The 20,129-nt window shown below is 72.1% G+C and carries 21 protein-coding genes; 11 read left to right on the forward strand and 10 right to left on the reverse strand.

All coding sequences use genetic code 11. From position 1 onward, the window contains the following. Nucleotides 1-40: 40 nt before the first annotated feature. Complete coding sequence (locus LV79_RS26035; RefSeq protein ID WP_253840862.1) at nt 41-1,537, reverse strand: leucyl aminopeptidase; 1,497 nt, start codon at nt 1,535-1,537, stop codon at nt 41-43. 175 nt (nt 1,538-1,712) lie between these two features. Between LV79_RS26035 and LV79_RS26040 the strand changes: the two genes are divergently transcribed. Both LV79_RS26040 and LV79_RS26045 read left to right on the forward strand, forming a co-directional pair. Next, nucleotides 1,713-2,915, forward strand: coding sequence for a hypothetical protein (locus tag LV79_RS26040; RefSeq protein ID WP_253840863.1), 1,203 nt, complete (start codon nt 1,713-1,715; stop codon nt 2,913-2,915). Between the two features lie 88 nt (nt 2,916-3,003). Continuing rightward, a complete protein-coding gene (locus LV79_RS26045; protein ID WP_253840864.1) occupies nt 3,004-4,104 on the forward strand; it encodes a branched-chain amino acid aminotransferase in 1,101 nt (366 codons plus the stop codon). Nucleotides 4,105-4,574: 470 nt separating this feature from the next. Here the strand turns inward: LV79_RS26045 and LV79_RS26050 are convergent, their stop codons facing one another. From LV79_RS26050 to LV79_RS26060, 3 genes are all read right to left on the reverse strand, one after another. After that, nucleotides 4,575-5,273, reverse strand: a complete 699-nt coding sequence (locus LV79_RS26050; RefSeq protein WP_253840865.1) for an alpha/beta hydrolase — start codon at nt 5,271-5,273, stop codon at nt 4,575-4,577. 9 nt (nt 5,274-5,282) lie between these two features. Further along, the gene (locus LV79_RS26055) at nt 5,283-5,570 is read right to left on the reverse strand and encodes an Rv1322 family protein (protein WP_253840866.1); all 288 of its coding nucleotides are present in this window, start codon (nt 5,568-5,570) and stop codon (nt 5,283-5,285) included. A gap of 77 nt (nt 5,571-5,647) precedes the next feature. Next, a complete protein-coding gene (locus tag LV79_RS26060; protein WP_253840867.1) occupies nt 5,648-5,848 on the reverse strand; it encodes a hypothetical protein in 201 nt (66 codons plus the stop codon). 108 nt (nt 5,849-5,956) lie between these two features. Here LV79_RS26060 and cobT point away from each other — a divergent pair, with 108 nt between their 5' ends. Further along, nucleotides 5,957-7,057 carry a nicotinate-nucleotide--dimethylbenzimidazole phosphoribosyltransferase gene (gene cobT, locus LV79_RS26065; RefSeq protein WP_253840868.1) on the forward strand — a complete coding sequence of 367 codons (1,101 nt, stop codon included), beginning with the start codon at nt 5,957-5,959 and terminating at the stop codon, nt 7,055-7,057. Here cobT and LV79_RS26070 read toward each other — a convergent pair. Continuing rightward, on the reverse strand, nt 7,054-7,569 hold the full coding sequence (locus LV79_RS26070; RefSeq protein WP_253840869.1) for a GNAT family N-acetyltransferase: 516 nt from the start codon (nt 7,567-7,569) through the stop codon (nt 7,054-7,056). The two genes, cobT and LV79_RS26070, sit on opposite strands and share 4 nt — an antisense overlap. Before the next feature lie 52 nt (nt 7,570-7,621). On the opposite strand from LV79_RS26070, the gene LV79_RS26075 reads away from it, so the two are divergent. Further along, nucleotides 7,622-8,311, forward strand: coding sequence for a hypothetical protein (locus LV79_RS26075; RefSeq protein WP_253840870.1), 690 nt, complete (start codon nt 7,622-7,624; stop codon nt 8,309-8,311). A 10-nt stretch (nt 8,312-8,321) separates the two neighbouring features. Continuing rightward, a complete protein-coding gene (locus LV79_RS26080; RefSeq protein ID WP_253840871.1) occupies nt 8,322-9,050 on the forward strand; it encodes an alpha/beta fold hydrolase in 729 nt (242 codons plus the stop codon). Nucleotides 9,051-9,319: 269 nt separating this feature from the next. Here LV79_RS26080 and LV79_RS26085 read toward each other — a convergent pair whose 3' ends face one another. Then, nucleotides 9,320-9,772: a universal stress protein gene (locus LV79_RS26085; RefSeq protein ID WP_253840872.1), complete on the reverse strand. Its 453-nt coding sequence runs from the start codon at nt 9,770-9,772 to the stop codon at nt 9,320-9,322. A gap of 110 nt (nt 9,773-9,882) precedes the next feature. Between LV79_RS26085 and LV79_RS26090 the strand changes: the two genes are divergently transcribed. Beyond that, entirely contained in the window at nt 9,883-10,308 is a 426-nt protein-coding gene (locus LV79_RS26090; RefSeq protein WP_253841201.1) for a nucleoside deaminase, read from the forward strand. A gap of 195 nt (nt 10,309-10,503) precedes the next feature. Here LV79_RS26090 and LV79_RS26095 read toward each other — a convergent pair whose 3' ends face one another. The 3 genes from LV79_RS26095 to ccrA form a co-directional block, all read right to left on the reverse strand. Then, nucleotides 10,504-10,911 (reverse strand): VOC family protein, encoded by a 408-nt coding sequence (locus tag LV79_RS26095; protein ID WP_253840873.1) that lies wholly within the window; start codon nt 10,909-10,911, stop codon nt 10,504-10,506. A gap of 19 nt (nt 10,912-10,930) precedes the next feature. After that, complete coding sequence (locus tag LV79_RS26100) at nt 10,931-12,103, reverse strand: coiled-coil domain-containing protein (RefSeq protein ID WP_253840874.1); 1,173 nt, start codon at nt 12,101-12,103, stop codon at nt 10,931-10,933. Between the two features lie 111 nt (nt 12,104-12,214). After that, a complete protein-coding gene (ccrA, locus tag LV79_RS26105; RefSeq protein ID WP_253840875.1) occupies nt 12,215-13,546 on the reverse strand; it encodes a crotonyl-CoA carboxylase/reductase in 1,332 nt (443 codons plus the stop codon). A gap of 285 nt (nt 13,547-13,831) precedes the next feature. Between ccrA and LV79_RS26110 the strand changes: the two genes are divergently transcribed. Continuing rightward, nucleotides 13,832-15,292 carry a peptide MFS transporter gene (locus LV79_RS26110; protein ID WP_253840876.1) on the forward strand — a complete coding sequence of 487 codons (1,461 nt, stop codon included), beginning with the start codon at nt 13,832-13,834 and terminating at the stop codon, nt 15,290-15,292. A 22-nt stretch (nt 15,293-15,314) separates the two neighbouring features. Here the strand turns inward: LV79_RS26110 and mce are convergent, their stop codons facing one another. Continuing rightward, complete coding sequence (gene mce, locus LV79_RS26115; protein ID WP_253840877.1) at nt 15,315-15,761, reverse strand: methylmalonyl-CoA epimerase; 447 nt, start codon at nt 15,759-15,761, stop codon at nt 15,315-15,317. Between the two features lie 132 nt (nt 15,762-15,893). Here mce and LV79_RS26120 point away from each other — a divergent pair, with 132 nt between their 5' ends. From LV79_RS26120 to LV79_RS26135, 4 genes are read left to right on the forward strand one after another with little or no spacing between them, the layout of a single operon-like run. Then, nucleotides 15,894-17,081 (forward strand): acetyl-CoA C-acetyltransferase, encoded by a 1,188-nt coding sequence (locus LV79_RS26120; RefSeq protein ID WP_253840878.1) that lies wholly within the window; start codon nt 15,894-15,896, stop codon nt 17,079-17,081. 3 nt (nt 17,082-17,084) lie between these two features. Then, a complete protein-coding gene (meaB, locus tag LV79_RS26125) occupies nt 17,085-18,077 on the forward strand; it encodes a methylmalonyl Co-A mutase-associated GTPase MeaB (RefSeq protein ID WP_253840879.1) in 993 nt (330 codons plus the stop codon). Nucleotides 18,078-18,087: 10 nt separating this feature from the next. Beyond that, nucleotides 18,088-19,002 (forward strand): ABC transporter ATP-binding protein, encoded by a 915-nt coding sequence (locus tag LV79_RS26130; RefSeq protein WP_253840880.1) that lies wholly within the window; start codon nt 18,088-18,090, stop codon nt 19,000-19,002. Further along, nucleotides 18,999-20,048: an ABC transporter permease gene (locus LV79_RS26135; RefSeq protein ID WP_253840881.1), complete on the forward strand. Its 1,050-nt coding sequence runs from the start codon at nt 18,999-19,001 to the stop codon at nt 20,046-20,048. The genes LV79_RS26130 and LV79_RS26135 overlap by 4 nt, the downstream gene beginning before the upstream one ends. The last annotated feature ends 81 nt before the right edge of the window (nt 20,049-20,129 follow it).

Here is a 20,129-nt window from a genome sequence, read left to right on the forward strand (position 1 = left end):
GGCGGGTGCCGCCGCGCCCGCCCCCCCGCACAGCCCTGGATCAGCCGTTCTCGGCGATGTCGGCCAGCACGGCCGCGATCGTGCGCACCGGCACGCCCGTGGCGCCCTTGTGCGTGTAGCCGTACGGGCCGCCGACGTTGTACGACGGGCCCGCGATGTCGATGTGCGCCCACGGCAGGCCGTCCGGCACGAACTCGCGCAGGAAGATCCCCGCCGCCAGCATGCCGCCCCAGCGGTGCCCGGTGACGTTGGCCAGGTCGGCCAGCCGCGAGTCCAGGTCCGCCCGCAGCTCCTCCGGCAGCGGCATCGCCCAGCCGCCCTCACCGGTGGCCCGCGCGATCTCGGCGACCCGGTCGCGGAACTCGTCGGAGCCCATCACGCCCGCGGTGCGGTTGCCGAGCGCGATCGGCTGCGCGCCGGTCAGCGTGGAGGTCTCGATCAGGTAGTCGGGGTTGTCCTCGGCCGCGCGCACGATGGCGTCGGAGAGGATCAACCGGCCCTCGGCGTCGGTGTTGAGCACCTCGACGGTCTTGCCGCCGTACATGGTCAGCACGTCGCCGGGGCGGTAGGCGTCACCGGAGGGCATGTTCTCCGCCATCGGCACCGTCGCGGTGACCTGCAGCGGGTACTTGAGCTTCGCGGCCAGCACGACCGCGGCGATCACCGCCGCCGCGCCGCCCATGTCGGAGCTCATGACCTCCATGTTGGGCGCGGGCTTGATGGAGATGCCGCCGGTGTCGAAGGTGATGCCCTTGCCGACCAGCGCCACCTTCTTGCGCGCCTTGGCGCCCTTGTAGGTGATGCGCACCAGGCGCGGCAGCCGGGTCGAGCCGCCGCCGACGCCGAGGATGCCGCCGAAGCCCGCCTTGCGCAGCGCCTTCTCGTCGAGGACCTCGACCTCGAGGCCCGCCTCCTTGGCCAGCGCGACCGCGCGCTCGGCGAACGAGGCCGGGTACAGGTCGTTGGGCGGGGTGTTGACCAGGTCGCGCGCGGTGGCGACGGCCTCGGCGATCGCGGTGGCCGCCTTGAGGGTGGCCCGGTGCTCCTTTGTGCTGCCGTCCTCCGGCGCGGTCAGGTCGACCTTCGCCAGCTCGGCGCCCGCGGCGTCGGACTTGTAGCCGGAGAAGGCGTACGCGCCGAGCACGGTGCCCTCGACGGTGGCCTGCAAGTCCACAGTGGACAGGGTGGAGACGATGTGCTTGCTCGCGGTCAGCGCGCGGGCGGCGGCACCGGCGGCGCGGCGCACCTGCTCCGGGGTGACCGACCCGTCCGCGGCGGGCTTGCCGAGACCGGCGGCGACGACCAGGCGGGCCTTGAGCTTGCCGAGCGTCGGGATCTTCACGACCTCGTCGGCCTTGCCGGTGGCGCCGAGCGCGGCGAGCACCTCGGCCAGGGTTCCCCCGAACGCCTCGTCCACCGCGGCGGCGCCCGGGGCGAGCGCGGCACCGGAGCCGTTCTGGACGGTGCCGACGACGATGGCGTCGACGGGGGCCTGCGCTACCGGTGTGGTGGCCAGGGCCAGCTTGGGGGCGGTCACAGGTGTGCTCCTCGGGTGTCGCTCTGGTGGACCGGGCCGGAGTCCTCGTGGGACTGTCACGGACCTGGTCCGGGGGGTCCTACGGCCAGGTAATGACGCATGCTAACGAGTTGGTCGCGGCTTTCAACCAGAGGTCGGATGGAGAATCCGGTGCGTGTCTGGCACGGTTGTGCCCGTGACAGCGATGGGACAGCTCCGCGGCGCCGCCTGGACTAGGGTGCCCGCCGCCGCGGCGGTGGCCCTCGGCGCCGGGGCCCCGCTGGTCTGCGCACCCGCCGCCGCTGCCGCCGGGTGGTGGTCGGTGGCCGGGGTGGTGCTCGCCGGGCTTGTGGCCCTGCTGACCGCGGTGTCCCTCGCCGATCTTGCCGCACAGTCTTGTCTCACCGGCGTTTCCGCGCATGTCAGAACCCGGCTGGGCGTCCTACCCGGACGGATGGCCGGGGTGCTCGACATCGGCGGCCGGGTGGTGGGCGCCGCCGCGGTGGCCGGTGCCGCGGGCGCCTACCTGCTGCCTTCGCAGCCCAGGGTGGCCGCCGTCGCGCTGGTCGTCGCGGTCGCCGCGCTGGCGCTGGGCCGGGTGGCCTTCTCCGCTCCGTCGCGGCGGGTAATCACAGGTGTGACGATCGTCACTCTGGCCGTGTTCGTGACAACGGGGCTGGCCATCGAGCCCGTCCAGCAGGCCGCGTCGGCCGCCGCGGGCACCCCGGGGTCCGATGATCCCACCGGCGTCATCGCGGCCGCGGGCTTCTTCTCGTTCGGTTTCCTGGGTGTGGAGCGCGCGGTCGGCACCCGGGCGCGGGTCGGCGTCACCGCCGCCGTGGTCGTCGCGGTGGGCTACGTGCTGGTGTGCGTCGCCGCGCTGCGCCAACTCGGCGGGGCCCGGCTCGGGCTGTCACCCACTCCATTGCGTGACGCCCTCGCCGCCGCCGACGGGGCCGCGATCGACCCGATGCTCACGGCCGGGATCGCTGTCGGCGCGCTGCTCGCGGTCCGTGCGCTGCTCTCGGGCGCGGGCGCCGGGCTCACCGACCTCGCCGAGGCGGGTGAGTTGCCTGCGGCCGCCGCTGCGCGGCGTCACCTGATCACCGCGGTCGCCGCCGCCGGTGTCGCGCTGATGGTCGACCCGGCCACCGCTGTCGCCATCGCCGCCACGCTGCTGCTGGGCGCCGCGGCATTCCTCAACTCCGCGGCGCGCACGCTCGCCCGACCGCAGCGCTCGTCCTGGGTGCCGACCGGGTGCTGTGGTCTCGCGCTGAGCGTCATGGTCGGCGTGAACATCTCGACGGGGTCGCTGCTGGCCGCGTTGGTGGTGCTCGTGGTCGGCGCGGGACTGTGCACGGTGCGTGTCCGAAGGGCCGCCGCGGGCCGCACTCCCTGACTCGCCCGGGTGACGTCAGGTAGTCGGACGTCCGAGTGTCGGGATAGCCGATTTTCCGGCGGCTCATCAGCGGATACTGTGCTGAGGTATGACGCCTACGCTGCCGTTCACGCGAACCCCGAACCCACAACCGGCGACCCCGGAGCGGGTCGCGGAGGTACTCGCCAGGCCGGGCTTCGGGCAGTTCTTCACCGACCACATGGTGACCATCCGCCACACCACCGACCAGGGCTGGCACGACGCCAGGGTCGAGCCGTACCGGCCGATCACCCTGGACCCGTCCGCGATGGTCCTGCACTACGGTCAGGCGATCTTCGAAGGGCTCAAGGCCTACCGGCAGCCCGACGGCACGATCGCCTCCTTCCGCCCCGAGGCCAACGCCGCCCGGTTCAACGCCTCCGCCCGCCGCCTGGCGATGCCGCAGCTGCCGGAGGACCTGTTCCTCGCCTCGCTGCGCGAGCTCGTCGCCGCCGACGCCCGCTGGGTGCCGGACCAGGCCGAGGAGTCGCTGTACCTTCGGCCGTTCATGATCTCCACGGAGGCCGCGCTCGGCGTGCGCCCGTCCAACGAGTACCTGTACGTGGCCATCGCCTCCCCGGCGGGCGCCTACTTCGCGGGCGGCGTGAAGCCGGTGACGGTGTGGCTGTCGACCGAGTACGTCCGCGCGTCCCCCGGTGGCACCGGCGCGGCCAAGTTCGCGGGCAACTACGCCGCGTCCCTGGTCGCCCAGGCCCAGGCGGCCGAGAAGGGCTGCGACCAGGTCGTCTGGCTCGACGCCGTGGAACGCCGCTGGGTCGAGGAGATGGGCGGCATGAACCTCTTCTTCGTCCTCGGCACCGGCGCCGACGCCCGCGTCGTCACCCCGGAGCTGTCGGGCGCGCTGCTGCCGGGCATCACCCGCGACTCGCTGCTGACCCTCGCCGCCGACCTCGGCTACGGGGTCGAGGAGCGGCGGATCTCCACCGAGGAGTGGGAGAAGAAGGCGGAGTCGGGCGAGCTGACGGAGGTCTTCGCCTGCGGGACGGCCGCGGTGATCACCCCGGTCGGCCAGGTGAAGCACGCCGACGGCGAGTTCGCGATCAGCGGCGGCGTGACGGGGCCGGTGACCACCCAGCTGCGGGAGACGCTGACCACCCTGCAGCGCGGCGGGTCCCCGGACTCGCGGGGTTGGCTGACGACGCTGAGCTGATCTTGGTGCTCGGACGCGCCCCCTGGCCTGTTGGGGTAGGCCGGGGGGCGCGTTTGTCTATTGTGGACAGTTTGGTCTGGGTTCCGCCGATTGGTGATCTTCGCTGGGGCGACTTGGGTGTCGCGGGGTGGTGCTGGCTGGGCTCGGGTCTGTGACCTGGGGATTTGTCGCTGGGGGCGCTGGGATTTCCGTCTTCTGGGTGACAGAAGTTATCCACATGTGGATCTCTGCGCCCCCGGTTTCAAGATCCACTGTCGGTGCGCCCCGCTAGACTGGCCCAGGGACGCCCCCCCCCGGAGAGGGTGGGGGCCGGGCCAGACTTGGGGTGGGACCCCGGGGGCGTCAAGGGGGTTCGCTCGAAGGTGTGATGGGGGCCTGTGCGGTTGGTGCCTGAGGTCGGTGGGGGCCGGCTTTGATGGGGTGGCGGGGTCGCGCGGGGGACTGGTGATCACGCGTTCTGGAGGCGGGGGTCACCACTCGCGGGGGAGGGGGGTGGGGGTGGTGGGGGAGATGAAGTCGACGACGGCGTCCAGGGCTTGGTCGGCTTGGCCCACGAAGAGGTGTTTGCAGGCGGGGAACTCGATGATCTCGGCCTGCGGGATGGCGGCGAAGCGGGTGCGGGCGGCGGCGGGGCGGACGTAGTCGTCGAGTTCGGGGACCAGGCAGCGCAGGGGTTTGCCGGAGGTGGCCCAGGCGGCGAGGTGCTCGGGTCGGCTGCGGCGCAGGGTGGGGGCGAGCAGGACCGCGCCGGTCACCGACGGGTGCAGGCCGTGCATGAGGACCAGGTCGGTGCCGAAGGACCAGCCGACGAGCCAGATGTCGGGCAGGTCGGCGACGAACTCCAGCGCGGCGGCGACGTCGTGGCGCTCGGTGCCGCCGTTGTCGTGGGTGCCGGTGCTGGTGCCGGACTCGCTGCTCGTGCCCCGGGTGTTGAACCGCAGGGTGGCGATGCCCGCGAGAGCCGGGAGCCGGGCCGCGGCCTTGCGGATCACGTGCGTGTCCATCGAGCCCCCGCCGGTGGGGTTCGGGTGCAGCAGGACGACGGTCGCGATCGGGTCGCTTTCCGGCGGTAGCGCCAACTCCCCAGCTAGGCGTTCACCGTCGGCGGTCGTCAGGACTACCGGCGTGCGGCGGGCGGGTAGGACTGTGTTGGGTCCGATCCTCGTCACCCGCCCATTTCACCACCGGCCGGGCGGGCGGCGGGCGCGGGACTTCCAGCAGTTCGGGTGCCAATGCCTGCGCTGCTCCACCGAGCCGTAGTCCTGCGCGGGCCAGGCGACCACGTGCGGGGTGCCGGGCTGGATCTCGTGGTCACACCCAGGACACCGGTAGACCTTCGTCGCCTGCGCGCCCGGGATGTGCCGCACCTGCCAGTCCCCGTCCCCACCGGACTCCACGCGCTGACTGCCCAGACCACCACCCAGCGGGCGCTCGTCATCTCGGCGTGGATTGTTGCGGCGCGGCACAGGTCACCAGGTTAGCGGCGGCACGTGGGGAACCGGTGAACGTCCCACCCAGGGGACCAGCGGACCAGGGGGCTGGCTCAGGCTGGGGGGTGCAGGCTCATCGGGCCGTAGAGCTCGGTGTCGCAGTCCAAGAGGACGACTTGGGCCACGCCGGTGGCGAGGAGGCCTGCCCAGGCGTCGCCGAACCAGGCTTCGGCGGTGTCCTGGTCGGGGAAGTCCACGTCGGGGCCGGTGACCGGGGTGCCGGATTCGTCCTCGTAGCGCCAGCGCAAGCTCACGCGACCACGGTAGCCCAGCGTCTGGCGCGCCAGCCCGGGGTGCGGTGGGCCCGGTCCGCTCTGGCAGGCTCTGCGGGTGACACGACCGAGCGACGTGGAGGTAGCAGGGTGAGCACCGAGTTCCCGCACATCCCCACCCCGGACGCCCAGGCGCACCGGGCTGCGGTGGCGCGCCACTTGACGCTCACCAAGCCCGCCGGGTCGCTTGGCAGGCTGGAGGAGCTCGGCGTCTGGGTGGCGGCCTGCCAGGGGCAGTGCCCGCCGCGCCCGTTCGCCCGGCCCAGGGTGATCGTCTTCGCCGGTGACCACGGGGTCGCCGCGCACGGGGTGTCGGCGTTCCCGGCCGAGGTCACCGGCCAGATGGTGGCCAACTTCCTCACCGGCGGCGCCGCGATCAACGTCATGGCCGCGGTCGCCGGGGCCACCGTGCGGGTGCTCGACCTCGGGGTGGACACCGACGCGGAGTTCCCCGAGCAGGTCACCGCGCACAAGGTGCGCCGCTCGTCCGGCTCGGTCGACCGGGTCGACGCGCTCACCGACGACGAGATCTACGCCGCCATCGCCGCGGGCAGGGCCATCGCCGACGAAGAGGTCGACGCGGGCGCGGACCTGCTGGTCGCGGGCGACATGGGCATCGCGAACACCACCCCCGCCTCGATCATCATCGCCGCGCTGGCCGGTGCCGAGCCGGTCGCCGTGGTCGGCAGGGGCACCGGCATCGACGACGAGGCCTGGATGCGCAAGGCCGTCGCCATCCGCGACGGGCTGCGCCGGGCCCGCCGGGTCAGCGCCAACCCGGTCGCCCTGCTGCGCACCGTCGGCGGCGCCGACATCGCCGCGATGGCCGCGTTCCTCGCCCAGGCCGCCGTCCGCAAGACCCCGGTGATCCTCGACGGCTTGGTCTCCGGCGCGGCCGCGCTTGTCGCCGAGGAACTCGCCCCGGGGGCCTCCGAGTGGTGGGTGGCGGGCCACAAGTCCGTCGAGCCCGCGCACACGCTGGTGCTGGAGCAGCTCAACCTCACGCCGGTCCTGGACCTGGAGCTGCGCCTCGGCGAGGGCACCGGCGCGGTCGCCGCGCTGCCGCTGGTGACCATGGCCGCCCGGATCCTCGCCGAGATGGCGACGTTCTCCGACGCGGGCGTCACCGAGGGCGACATCCGGCTACCTGCCGCAGTGGACGTCAACGGCCGCAACGGCGGTTGGCGCTAACTGTCCTCCGCCGCGCTCCCGCCCCAGGTGTAGAACCGGGACAGGGCACCGCGGTAGTCGCCTTGGTGGGTCTCGCGGAAACCGGCTTTCTCCGCGACCCGCTGGGCGGGGGTGTTGTCCACAGTGGTCACGATCCACACCGGTAGGTGCGGGTGGGCCTCGGCGGCCCAGGCCATCGCCGCCAGGGTCATCTCCGGCGCGTACCCCTTGCCCCAGGCCGACGGGCGGAACCGGTAGTACAGGTTCAGGTACCGCGCGCCCTCGAACTCGCCGTGCTGCAGACCGCCGAGCCCGACCACCTCGCCGCCGTGCTCGACCGCCCAGTAGCCGAAGCCGTGCGCCCGCCAGTGCGCGACCCAGGCCGCCAGGTTCTCGGCGCACTCGGCGGGCGGGCTGGCCCCGCCGGGCCGGAACCGGGCCGTCGCCGGGTCGCCCTGGATGGCCGTGACGGTCGGCAGGTCCGCCGCCACCAGCGGCCGCAGGCTCAGCCGTTCGGTGCGGATAACACGCATGCCGCCGACGGTAGCTGGCGGTACCGACACCTCGTGCGATTCCATGGTCATCATGGATCGAGTCCACGCCCTGCCGTGTCCCCAGCCCTGGCGCAAGACCGACGGATCACCCAACCCGGCGGGGGCGCCCACCGGGGCGGCCGCGACCGTCGAGACCGACGGCGCGGCTGGCCTGCTGCTGCCGACCCGCCCGGCGACCGTGGCCGCCGGGGTGGTGCTGGTGCTGATCGGGCTCGCGCTCGCCGTGCCGGGCGGCCTGCTGATCGCGGGCGGCGGGGGGCTGGCCGTGTTCGCCGGGGTGGTGCTCGGGCTGCTCGGCCTGCTGCTGCTCGCCGCCGGGGTGTTCGCGCTGACCCGCAAGCAGGGCGACTCCGGCATCGTGCTCACCCCCGAGCACGTGGTGCTGACCTGGGTGCGGCCGGTCGTGCGGGTCCCGTGGACGACGATCACCGAGGTGCGGCCGCTCGCGCTGCGGGTCGGGCGGACCAAGGGCGCGCTGAGCCAGAACTACCTGGGCCTGGCCGCGCGCGACCACGACGTCACCGGGGACCGGATGCGCAAGGTCGCGGTCAGGTTCGGGCCGGACCTGGTGTGCGCGGTGCCGATGCGCACCCTCAACCTCGACCAGCTCGTCGTCCTGCACGCGCTGCGGTTCTACCTGGCCAACCCGCAGCACCGCGCGGAGCTGGCGGGCGAGGACGCGGTGCGCCGGGTGGAGTCCGGGCCGTTGACCGCGAGCTGACCGGGCCACAATGGGCTCCGTGCCGCCACTGCTGCTCTTCCACGCCTTCCCGCTCGACGCCCGGATGTGGGACGCGACCCGCGACGCCCTGTCCGAGCACGTCCGGCTGATCACCCCGGACCAGCGCGGGTTCGGCCGGTCACCGCTAGGGACGGCCGTGCCGTCGCTGGACGTGGTCGCCGCCGACGCGATCGCGCTGCTGGACTCGCTGGCCATAGACCGCGCCATCGTCGGCGGCTGCTCTATGGGCGGGTACGTCGCGATGGCGTTGTTGCGCGCCGCGCCCGAGCGGGTCGCGGGGCTGCTGTTCGTCGACACGAAGGCCCCCGCGGACACCGAGGAGGCCGCTGCGAACCGGCTCGCCATCGCGGAACGGGCAGAGCAAGAGGGGATCGTGCCGTGGCTCGCGGACACGATGCTGCCTGTCCTCGGTAGTGCTGCCGTGCACGGGCAGGTGCGTGGGTGGCTAGAGGAACAGTCACCCGCCACGGTCGCGTGGACGCAACGTGCGATGGCGGCTCGGCCGGACTCGCGGGACACGTTGCGTGCGACCAACGTCGACACGCTTGTCGTGCACGGTGACGCTGACGGCTTGATGCCGGTCTCGCTGGGGGAGGAGTTGGCCGACCTCACGCGCGGATCGCTGGTAGTCCTACCGGGCGTCGGTCACCTGCCGCCGGTAGAGGCGCCGGACGCGTTCGCTGCCGCTGTTGTGCCCTGGCTGACCGAGCGCGCTTAGCGGGTTCCCCGGTCCGAGCCCCGCCCACAAGGGCTCGGACCGGGGGTGGTCCGCAACTCCCGAGCGCGCCGCCCCGGGTGCAGGGGAGCGGCGGCTGACTCGGACGTCGCCGTGCCCTGCTGGTGCGCGGCGGATCGCGGGCCTGCAGGCTCGGCACAGCTCGCTGTACCGATGCCTGGGGTGGCCGCGCACCGATCTCCGTGCGCGGGTGCTGAAGTCTGCGCTATCACCCGGTGCTATGACCAGACCCTTGTCGACAGAAAGTCGGGTCAGGTCGTGTGCACGATCAGCACGTCCACCCCGGCCTTGCGCGCGGCCTCCGCGGGTACGGACCCCAGGATCCGACCGGCGAGCGTGTTGAGGCCCCGGTTGCCCACGACGAGCAGGTCCGCCCGGCGATCGGCGACGACCTTGGCCAACGCGGGCACCGGATCACCGGCGACGACGACGGTCTCGACGCTGGTCGCGCCCACTTTCCTGGCCCGCTCGGCCGCCGCCCGCACCGACTCCTCGGCCGGTGCCGACCCGACGACCTGGTAGGCGACATCGGCCCCGAGCGCGTCCTGGGCCCGCTCCACCTCCCGGCCCGCCCTGGGCTGGTAGGCGGAGGTGATGACCAGCGTCGCCCCGCTGTCCGCCGCGATCACCGCAGCGCGCTCCACGGCGCGGAAGGACGAATCGGAGCCGTCAGTGCCGACGACCACGGTTTGGTAGGCAGTCATGGTCCCTCCCGGGTGGCTACTTGCCAGTAGACTCAACCAGGACAACGACCGGCGCGACCAGAGGTCGCGGGATCTGGGTCACACCTGGAGGTCGCGTGGGTACCGACGAGATGCTGGCCGTCGCGGTGCGCGAGGCGCGGAAGGGACTGGCCTCCGGCGGCATCCCCGTCGGCGCCGCCCTGTTCGGCCCGGACGGCGACCTGTGGGGCAGCGGCCACAACCGCCGCGTCCAAGACGACGACCCCACCATCCACGGCGAGACAGCGGCGTTCCGCGCAGCGGGCAGGCGCCGCTCCTACCGCGGCACGACGATGGTGACGACCCTGTCACCGTGCTGGTACTGCAGCGGCCTGATCCGCCAATTCGGCATCACCGCCGTCCTCGTCGGCGAATCCCAAACCTTCACCGGCGGCCACGACTGGCTAGCCGCCCACGGCACCACCATCACCGTCCTCGACGACCCCGAGTGCGTCGACATGATGACCACCTTCATAGCCACCCACCCCACCCTCTGGTCCGAAGACATCGGCGACTAGCCACCGCCTTCACAACCTCGGGGAACGCCGCTGACAACGTCGGCCCCAAACGCCCGCCGACAGCGTTGGCCTCAAGACATCCGCCAAACGACGTTGGCCCACACGCTCCTCCACCAAGGCGCGCTACCCAGAAGAGACTCACCTCCACCGCGACCCAGCGGCCTGCGGCGGGAGTGGGGTGGGCGCGGTACCTGATCACAGGCCGTTGGCGGCCAACCAGGACTGGTCGGGTGGTATTTGTTGGACGAACTCGACCACGGGGCCCGGGGTGGCGATGAAGAAGTGGCGTTGCCCCCACGGTTCGTCCCGGCACTCGGCGATGATCTCCACACCCGCGGCTGCCAGGCGGGACTCCAGGTCGTGTGCGTCGTCGACCACCAGGGCCAGCACGGTTCCGGTCGTCGCGGTGCGGACCTGGTCGGGCATCGCGGCGTGGTCGCGGTGGACGAAGTCGATGGTGAACGACGGGTCGGACGGGTGGCCGATGTCGACGTACCAGCCGAGGTCCACCAGCACGGTCGCGCCGAGGTGCGTGACGAAGAAGTCCCGGCAGGCGGCTGGGTCGTCGACCATGAAGGCCGTGGCGAAGCGGCTGAAGCGCACGGTGGACTCCACTGTGGACTCAGCGGCGCGCGGCTGGAGTGGGGCGGGCGAGCTTCTGCGTCCGATCAGCAGGCGACGCGGCCGGAGACGCCGCCGGGGTGGACGGTTCAGCAGGCCGACCCTGCTGCGCCGCCGGAGCACGCTCCGGCTCAACCTCCGCCGGTTCCCAATGCTCCTTCGGCGGCCCCACCACCGGCCGCATCGCCTGGGTCGGGGACTCGTCAGCAGGGCTGCCATCGATCGTCTTGGGCGTGGCCCGCTCCTCAGGCAGCGGGTCGAGGACCGGAGCCGCGTCGGCGAGTTGGACGTGGGCGTCGGCGATGAGGTCGCGGGCCGAGTGCAGCTGGTCGGCGACCCTGGCGCGCAGGGCGCGCAGCGCGGCGACCCGTTGGGCGGCGTGGCTGATCCGCCGGTTCGCCTCCTCGGTGGCCTCGCGGACCCGGCGGTGCGCCTCGGAGGTGGCTTCCTGCAGCCGGGCGGTGGCCTCGGTCGCGGCGTCGTGGCGGCGGCGGTTGGCTTCCTCGGTGGCCTCGCGGACCCGGCGCTCGGCCTCGGACTTGCTGGTGGCCTCCTGCTCGGCCAGCGCCCGCATCGACTCGGTGCGCCGCGCCGACATCGCGATGTCGAAGTCCTCCTCGACGGTGGTGCGGCGGCGCTCGGACTCGGACTCCAGCCGGGCGGCCTCGGCGCGCGCGGCGCCGACGGTCTGCTCAGCGTCGGCGCGGGCCTTGTCGACCACGCCCCGGTGCTCGGCCTCCATGGCGGCGCGGCGGGCGTCGAGCTCGGCGATCAGCCCCTCGTAGCGCTGCCGCAGCGCGCCCGCGTCGGCCTCGGCCTTGGCGCGGATGCCGTTGGCCTCGGCGTCGGCGCGGGCCCTGGTCTCCTGGGCCTCCTCGGTGGCCAGCCGCAGCATCCGCTGCAGCCGCTCGCTGAGGCCCTCGAGGGTGGTCGGCGGCTGGGAGAGCCGGTCGACCTGGCCGCGCATGTCGCTGATCTCGCCGCGGGCGGACTCCAGCTGCTTGGCCAGGTCGGTCGCCTGCGACACCGCGGCGTTGCGGTCGGCGTGCAGCAGCTGCAGCTCGGCGTCGAGCCGCTCGAGGTGCTCCTCCACCTGCGCGCGGCTGTAGCCCCGCTTGGTGATGTCGAAACCGGCACCGAGCGGTACGAGATCGCGTTCCTCACCCAAGCCCATGTGACCACGCTACCTGCCCCGGATGGACCACTCGCGAGTAGATCGGTGAGCGGTCGACGACTGGAACCCCCGGCGGTCGCGGGCCCAAGGCGCGGCCGCCGGGGGAGTCGATCACACGCCGCGGAAGCGGTTGATGGCGCTCAGGTGCCGCTCGCGCTTGGCCTGGTCGCGCACCCCCAGGCCCTCCTCCGGGGCCAGGCACAGCACGCCGACCTTGCCCGAGTGGGCGTTGCGGTGGACGTCGAGCGCGGCCTGCCCGGTCTCGGCCAGCGGGTAGGTCTTCGACAGCGTGGGGTGCACCAAACCCTTGTCGATCAACCGGTTGGCCTCCCACGACTCGCGGTAGTTCGCGAAGTGCGAGCCGATGACCCGCTTGAGGTTCATCCACAGGTACCGGTTGTCGTACTGGTGCAGGAACCCGGAGGTGGACGCGCAGGTGACGATCGTGCCGCCGCGCCTGGCGACGTAGACCGAGGCGCCGAAGGTCTCCCGGCCGGGGTGCTCGAAGACGATGTCCGGGTCCTCGCCGCCGGTCAGCTCCCGGATCTTGGCGCCGAACCGCTGCCACTCGCGCGGGTCCTGGGTGTGCTCGTCCTTCCAGAACCGGTAGCCCTCGGCGCTGCGGTCGATGACCAGCTCGGCGCCCATCTTGCGCGCGATGTCCGCCTTCTCCTGGCTGGACACCACGCACACCGGGATGGCGCCGCCGTTGAGCGCGAACTGCGTGGCGTACGAGCCGAGACCGCCGGACGCGCCCCAGATCAGCACGACGTCGCCCTGCTTCATCGCCGCGCCGTTGCGCGAGACCAGCTGCCGGTACGCGGTGGAGTTGACCAGCCCGGGCGAGGCCGCCTCCTCCCAGGTGAGGTGGGCGGGCTTGGGCATCAGCTGGTTGGACTTGACCAGCGCCAGCTCCGCGAGGCCGCCGAAGTTGGTCTCGAAGCCCCAGATGCGCTGCTCGGAGTCCATCATCGTGTCGTCGTGCCCGTCGGGGCCCTCCAGCTCGACGCTCAGGCAGTGCGCGACGACCTCGTCGCCCGGCTTCCAGTTGTGCACGCCGGGCCCGGTGCGCAGCACGACGCCTGCCAGGTCCGAGCCGACCACGTGGTAGGGCAGGTCGTGCCGCTTGGCCAGCGGCGACACCTTGCCGTAGCGCTCGAGGAACTTGAAGGTGGAGACCGGTTCGAAGATCGAGGTCCACACGGTGTTGTAGTTGATCGCGCTGGCCATCACCGCGACCAGGGCCTCGCCGGGGCCCAGCTCCGGGGTGGCGACCTCGTCGAGGTGCAGCGAGCGGCGCGGGTCCTTGTCCTTGGCCGCCAGCCCGTCGAACATCTCGACCTCGTCGGCGTGCACGGTGATCCCCCGGTAGTGCTCGGGCACCGGCAGCGAGCCGACGGCGGCCGACTCGCCTGCCTGGATCGCGTCGAGGATCTTCTGCACGGCGGACCTCCTGGGTTGGTCTGACCAGCGGGTGCGCGGGACGTTACTCATGAGTAGCGATTCAGAGCGCGCCGATGTGACTGACAGCACGGCCCGTGCGGACCGCCGGTTCCACTGTGGAGGGACCGCACTGAGCTGCGGTTGGAGAGTGACGAGATGGACGTCACACTGGTTGGAGGTTTCCAGAAACGGAACGGTGGGTGTCATAGCGCCGAGGTGGTGGCACGTCCACCGCGGTTGATGTGTGGCGGTGTGGCCACACCTGGTGAAAAGGACGTACCGACGGTGACTACGGCTACCGAGGGCGAGCAGGCGCGGGGGTTCTTCGGCCACCCGCGGGGGTTGGCCAACCTGTTCGGCACCGAGATGTGGGAGCGCTTCTCCTACTACGGCATGCAGGCGATCCTGCTGTACTACCTGTACTTCTCCGTCGCCGAGGGCGGCCTGGCGATCGACAAGGCCACCGCGGCGGGGATCGTCGGGGCCTACGGCGGTTCGGTCTACCTCGCCACCATCGCGGGCTCGTGGGTGGCCGACCGGCTGTTCGGTCCCGAGCGCACGCTGTTCTACAGCGGTGTCCTGATCCTGCTCGGCCACGTCGCGCTGGCCGTGCTGCCCGGTGTCGCGGGTGTCGCGGTTGGACTCATCTGCGTCGCGATCGGTTCTGGCGGCCTGAAGGCCACCGCGACGACGCTGGTCGGCGCGCTCTACGAGGACGGGGACGAGCGCCGCGACGCCGGGTTCTCCATCTTCTACATGGGCATCAACCTCGGCGCCCTGGTCGGCCCGCTGCTGACCGGCCTGCTGCAGACCCGGTGGGGCTTCCACTGGGGCTTCGGCCTCGCCGCGGTCGGCATGGCGATCGGTCTGGCGCAGTACACCCTGGGGCGCAAGAACCTGCCCGAGTCCGGCAAGGTCGTGCCCAACCCGCTCGACGGCCTGGGCAAGGTGCGCGCGTTCGCCGTCATCGGGATCGGTGTCGCCGCCGTCGTGGTGCTCGTGCTGACCGGCGTGGTGAACCCGGACAACCTGGCCACCATCGTGACCTGGGTGATCGCCACCGCCGCCGTGGCGCTGTTCGCGGTGCTGCTGCTGAGCAAGCAGGTCGACCGGGTCGAGCGGCAGCGGGTGCTCGCGTTCATCCCGATGTTCCTGGTCAGCTTCGGGTTCTGGTCGCTGTTCCAGCAGCAGTTCACCGTGCTGGCGATCTACGCCGAGGAGCGGGTCGACCTGGACCTGTTCGGCTGGCAGATCCCGCCGTCGTGGTTCAACTCGGTGGAGCCGCTGTTCGTGGTGCTGCTAGCGCCGGTGTTCGCCGCGCTGTGGGTCCGGCTGGGGGAGCGGCAGCCGCCGACGCCGGTGAAGTTCGCACTGGGCGTGAGCTTCATGGGTGTGGCGTTCCTGGTGATGGCGCTGCTCGGGTTCAACCAGGGCGAGCACGTGGTCCCGCCGCTGCTGCTGGTCCTCGTGCTGATCATCTTCGTGCTCGGCGAGCTTTGCCTGTCGCCGGTAGGCCTATCGCTGTCGACGAAGCTGGCCCCGCGCGCTTACACCGCGCAGATGGTCGCGCTGTTCTACCTGTCGCTGGCGCTGGGCAGCTCCGTCGCGGGCGCGCTCGCCGAGTACTACACGGCCGACTCCGAGCCCGCGTACTTCGGCATCCTCGGCGCCGTCGCGATCGGGCTCGGCGTGGTCATGGCCGCGCTGACCCCGTTCGTGCGCAAGCTGATGAACGGCGTCCGCTAGCCGCGGGGCCCGCTCCTGGGACTCAGTGCCCGGGGGCGGGCTCCACCAGTTCGACCAGCACGCCGCCCGCGTCCTTCGGGTGCACGAAGTTGACCCGGCTGCCACCGGTGCCGTGCTTGGCCGCGTCGTAGAGCAGCCGCAACCCGGCTGCCCGCAGCGCCGCCGCCGCGGCCTCCACATCGGTCACCCGGTAGGCGAGCTGCTGCAGGCCAGGACCGCTGCGGCCGATGAACTTGGCGATGGTGGAGTTCTCGTCGAGCGGCGCCAGCAGCTGCACCGCGGTGCCGGACCCGTCGTCACCGGGGGCGCGCAGCATCGCCTCGCGCACGCCCTGCTCGGTGTTGACCTCCTCGTGCACCGACTCCAGTCCGAAGTGCTCTCGGTGGAAGGCGATGGCCGCGTCGAGATCCGGCACGGCGATCCCGACGTGGTCGACGGCTACGACAAAGGGAGCGACTGCATCGCGCATGACGGGAGGATACGCCCTCTCTACTGGCGGGTAATGACGGCCTGTGCGGCTGCTCACACCGACGCGTGGCAAACCGCCCGGCCGCGAGTATGGTCCACGTTAACGCCCGTTCGCATCGCTTAGGAGACCGCTGTGTCCGGATCCGTCATCGTCGCCGGGGCCCGCACCCCGATCGGTCGCCTGCTCGGCTCGCTCAAGGACTTCACCGGCGCGCAGCTCGGCGGTGTCGCGATCAAGGCCGCGCTGGAGCGCGCGGGCGTGCGACCGGACCAGGTGCAGTACACGATCATGGGCCAGGTCCTCACCGCGGGCGCGGGCCAGATCCCGGCCCGGCAGGCCGCCGTCGCCGCGGGCATCCCGATGGACGTCCCCGCGCTGACCATCAACAAGGTCTGCCTCTCCGGCCTCGACGCGATCGCGCTGGCCGACCAGCTGATCCGCGCGGGCGAGTTCGAGATCGTGGCCGCTGGCGGGCAGGAGTCGATGACCCAGGCGCCGCACCTGCTGCCCAAGTCCCGCTCCGGCTTCAAGTTCGGCGACGTGACGCTGCTCGACCACATGGCGCACGACGGCCTGTTCTGCGCCTTCGACCAGGTCGCGATGGGCGCCTCGACCGAGAAGCACAACTCCCGCTACGAGCTGACCCGCGAGGAGCAGGACGCCTTCGCCGCGGCCTCGCACCAGCGCGCCGCCGCCGCCATCGCCGAGGGCCGCTTCGCCGACGAGATCGCCCCGGTGAGCATCCCGCAGCGCAAGGGCGACCCGGTCGTGTTCGACACCGACGAGGGCGTGCGGTCGGACACCACCACCGAGGGCCTGGCCAAGCTGCGCCCCGCGTTCGCCAGCGACGGCACCATCACCGCCGGGTCCGCCTCGCAGATCTCCGACGGCGCCGCCGCGGTCGTGGTGATGAGCAAGGCCAAGGCCGAGGAGCTGGGCCTGAGCTGGATCGCCGAGATCGGTGCGCACGGCGTCGTCGCCGGGCCGGACGCCAGCCTGCACGAGCAGCCGTCCAACGCCATCAAGGCCGCGCTGGCCAAGCAGGGCATCGCCGCGGGCGACCTGGACCTGGTCGAGATCAACGAGGCGTTCGCCGCGGTCGGCGTGGTCTCCACCCGCCAGCTGGGCGTCGACCCGGAGATCGTCAACGTCAACGGCGGCGCCATCGCCCTCGGCCACCCGATCGGGGCGTCCGGCGCCCGCCTGGTCGTGCACCTGGCCTACGAGCTCAAGCGGCGCGGCGGCGGCATCGGCGCGGCCGGGCTGTGCGGCGGCGGTGGCCAGGGCGACGCCCTGATCATCAGCGTGCCGAAGGCCTAGCCCTTGGTCCGGGACCTTCCGGTCGCCGACCTGGTCGACCGCGCGCTCGCCCGTGAGCCGCGCGCGGTCGCCCGGTTGATCTCCCTGGTGGAGGACGACAGCCCGCGCCTGCGCGAGGTCGCGCGGGCCCTGGCCCCGCACACCGGTCGGGCCAGGGTCATCGGGCTCACCGGCCCGCCCGGCGTCGGCAAGTCCACCACCACCTCCGCCCTGGTGTCGGCCTACCGCGCCAAGGGCCAGCGGGTCGGCGTGCTCGCGGTCGACCCGTCCTCGCCGTTCTCCGGCGGCGCGCTGCTCGGCGACCGGGTCCGGATGGGCGCGCACGCGGCCGACCAGGACGTCTTCATCCGGTCGATGGCCACCCGGGGGCACCTCGGTGGTCTCGCCGTGGCCACCCCGCAGGCGGTGCGCGTGCTCGACGCCGCCGGGTTCGACGTCGTGCTCATCGAGACCGTCGGGGTTGGACAGTCCGAAGTGGACATCGTGGCGCTCGCCGACTGCGCGGTGGTGCTGCTGGCCCCCGGCGCGGGCGACGGTGTCCAGGCGGCCAAGGCGGGCATCCTGGAGATCGCCGACGTGTTCGCCGTCAACAAGGCCGACCGCGACGGCGCCGAGACCACCGCGCGCGAGCTCAAGCACGCGATCTCGTTGGGGCGCAGGGAGATCCGCGGCCCGAGCTGGCGCACCCCGGTGGTCATGACCGTCGCCGCGCGCGCCGAGGGCATCGACGGGCTGGTCGCGGCGATCGAGTCGCACCACGAGTGGGCGGCCGCCAGGGGCGAGTTCGCCGCGCGCCGCCTCGCCAGGGCCCGCGCCGAGGTCGAGTCCGTCGCGGTCCGGGAGCTGCGCGCCCGGCTCGGCGAGCTGCGCGGTGACCTGCTTGACCGCTTCGCCGCCGAAGTCCGATCCGGATCGCTCGACCCCTACCGCGCCGCGGACGAGGTCATCGCGGCCGTTACCGGGGAAGGGTGGTTGGACCACCGCCGGGGGTACTAGGTTCGGCGGCATGACCAGCTCCGGTGCCGAGGCGATCGTCGTCGACGACATCCACAAGTCCTACGGCGACCTGCGCGCCGTGGACGGTGTGTCGTTCACCGTCGACCACGGCGAGTTCTTCGGCATCCTCGGCCCCAACGGCGCGGGCAAGACCACCGCGCTGGAGATCATGGAGGGCCTGCGCGAACCGGACCGCGGTTCGGTGCGGCTGCTGGGCATCGACCCGTTCCCGCGCAAGGTCGCCCTGCTGCCCAGGATCGGCGTGCAACTCCAGGCGTCGGCGTTCTTCGACAAGCTCACCGCGCGCGAACAGCTGGAGACGTTCGCGGCGCTCTACGGCGTCGGCCCCGCCCGCGCGGCGGAGATGCTGGAGCTGGTCGGGCTCACCGACAAGGCGAACACCCGCGAGGACAAGCTCTCCGGCGGCCAGCGGCAGCGGCTGTCCATCGCCTGCGCGCTGGTGCACGACCCGGACGTGGTGTTCCTCGACGAGCCGACCGCCGCGCTCGACCCGCAGGCCAGGCGCAACCTGTGGGACGTGCTGCGGGCCATCCGCGAGCGCGGCAAGACGATCGTCTACACGACGCACTACCTCGACGAAGCCGAGATCCTGTGCGACCGGGTCGCCATCATGGACCACGGCAAGGTGCTCGCCATGGACACACCGGCCGCCCTGGTGCGCGGCCTGGACGCCCCGGCGCGGATCACCCTCGAACGCGGCGCCCTCACCGAGTCCGACGCCGCCGCGCTGCCCGGGGCCGACGACGTCAGCGCCGACGAGCAGTCGCTGACCATCACCACCCGCACCCCGGCGCCGCTGCTGACCGCGCTCGCCGAGCGCGGCACCCTCGACGGCCTGCAGGTGCGGACCGCCACCCTGGAGGACGTCTTCCTCCACCTGACCGGACGGGAGTACCGCGCGTGAAGGGCCCCTTCAAGAGCCTGGCGATCGCGATGGCCAAGGGCTTCGTGCGCGACAAGGCCACCCTGTTCTTCGCCTTCGTCTTCCCGCTGATGTTCCTGGTCATCTTCGGCCTGCTCTTCCGCGACATCGGCGCCGAGAAGATGAAGCTCGGCGCGTACGGCGACGGCGAGGTGATCACCGCGCTGGAGCGCTCCGGGGTGGTGGAGCTGGAGCGCTTCGCCACCGCCGCCGAGGGCGAGGCCAAGGTCCGCGACGGTGACCTGCCCGGCCTGGTCGAGGCCACCGGCACCACCGTCGTGCTGCGCTTCGCTGCCAGCGACCAGGCCAAGGCGGGCACCGTCCAGGGACTGGTGGCGGGCGTCACCCAGCAGCTCAACGTGGCCGCCAGCGGTCAGCCGCCCAAGTACGACTTCCGGGCCGAGCAGGTGGAGGACTCCTCGCTCAAGTCCATCCAGTACCTGACCCCGGGCATCCTGAGCTGGGGCATCGCGGTCACCGCGGTGTTCGGCGCGGCGATCACCCTGGTCAACTGGCGGCGCAAGCAGGTGCTGCGCAGGCTGCGGCTGGCCCCCATCGGCATCACGCCGATCCTCACCTCGCGGGTCGTGGTCACCATCGGCGTCGCGGTCACCCAGGCGCTGCTGTTCATCGGGGTCGCGCTGCTGCCGGTGTTCGGGCTCACCCTCTCGGGCACCTGGTGGCTGTCGATCCCGGTGTTCCTCTCCGGCGTGCTCGCGTTCTTCGCCATCGGCATGCTGGTCGGCGCGTTCTGCAAGACCGAGGAGGCGGCCACCGGCGCGGCCAACATCGTCGTGCTGCCGATGGCGTTCCTGTCCGGCACGTTCTTCCCGATCGACCTGGCGCCCAAGTGGCTGCAGACGGTGTCGCAGGTGTTCCCGCTGCGGCACATGAACGACGGCGTGACCGACTTCCTGGTGCGCGGCAAGGGAGCCGAGGCCCTGCTGCTGCCCTGCGGCGTCCTGCTCGGCTTCACCCTCGTTGTGTCCTTCATCGCATCAAGGGTCTTCACCTGGGAAGAAAGTTAAGGGCACGCAACCTCAGGGGACCGTGACGGTAGCCGGCCACGGACGACCACGCGACGTGACTATTTCCCCGCTACGCCACCA

It is taken from the genome of Actinokineospora globicatena (assembly GCF_024171945.1).
Taxonomy (GTDB): domain Bacteria; phylum Actinomycetota; class Actinomycetes; order Mycobacteriales; family Pseudonocardiaceae; genus Actinokineospora; species Actinokineospora globicatena.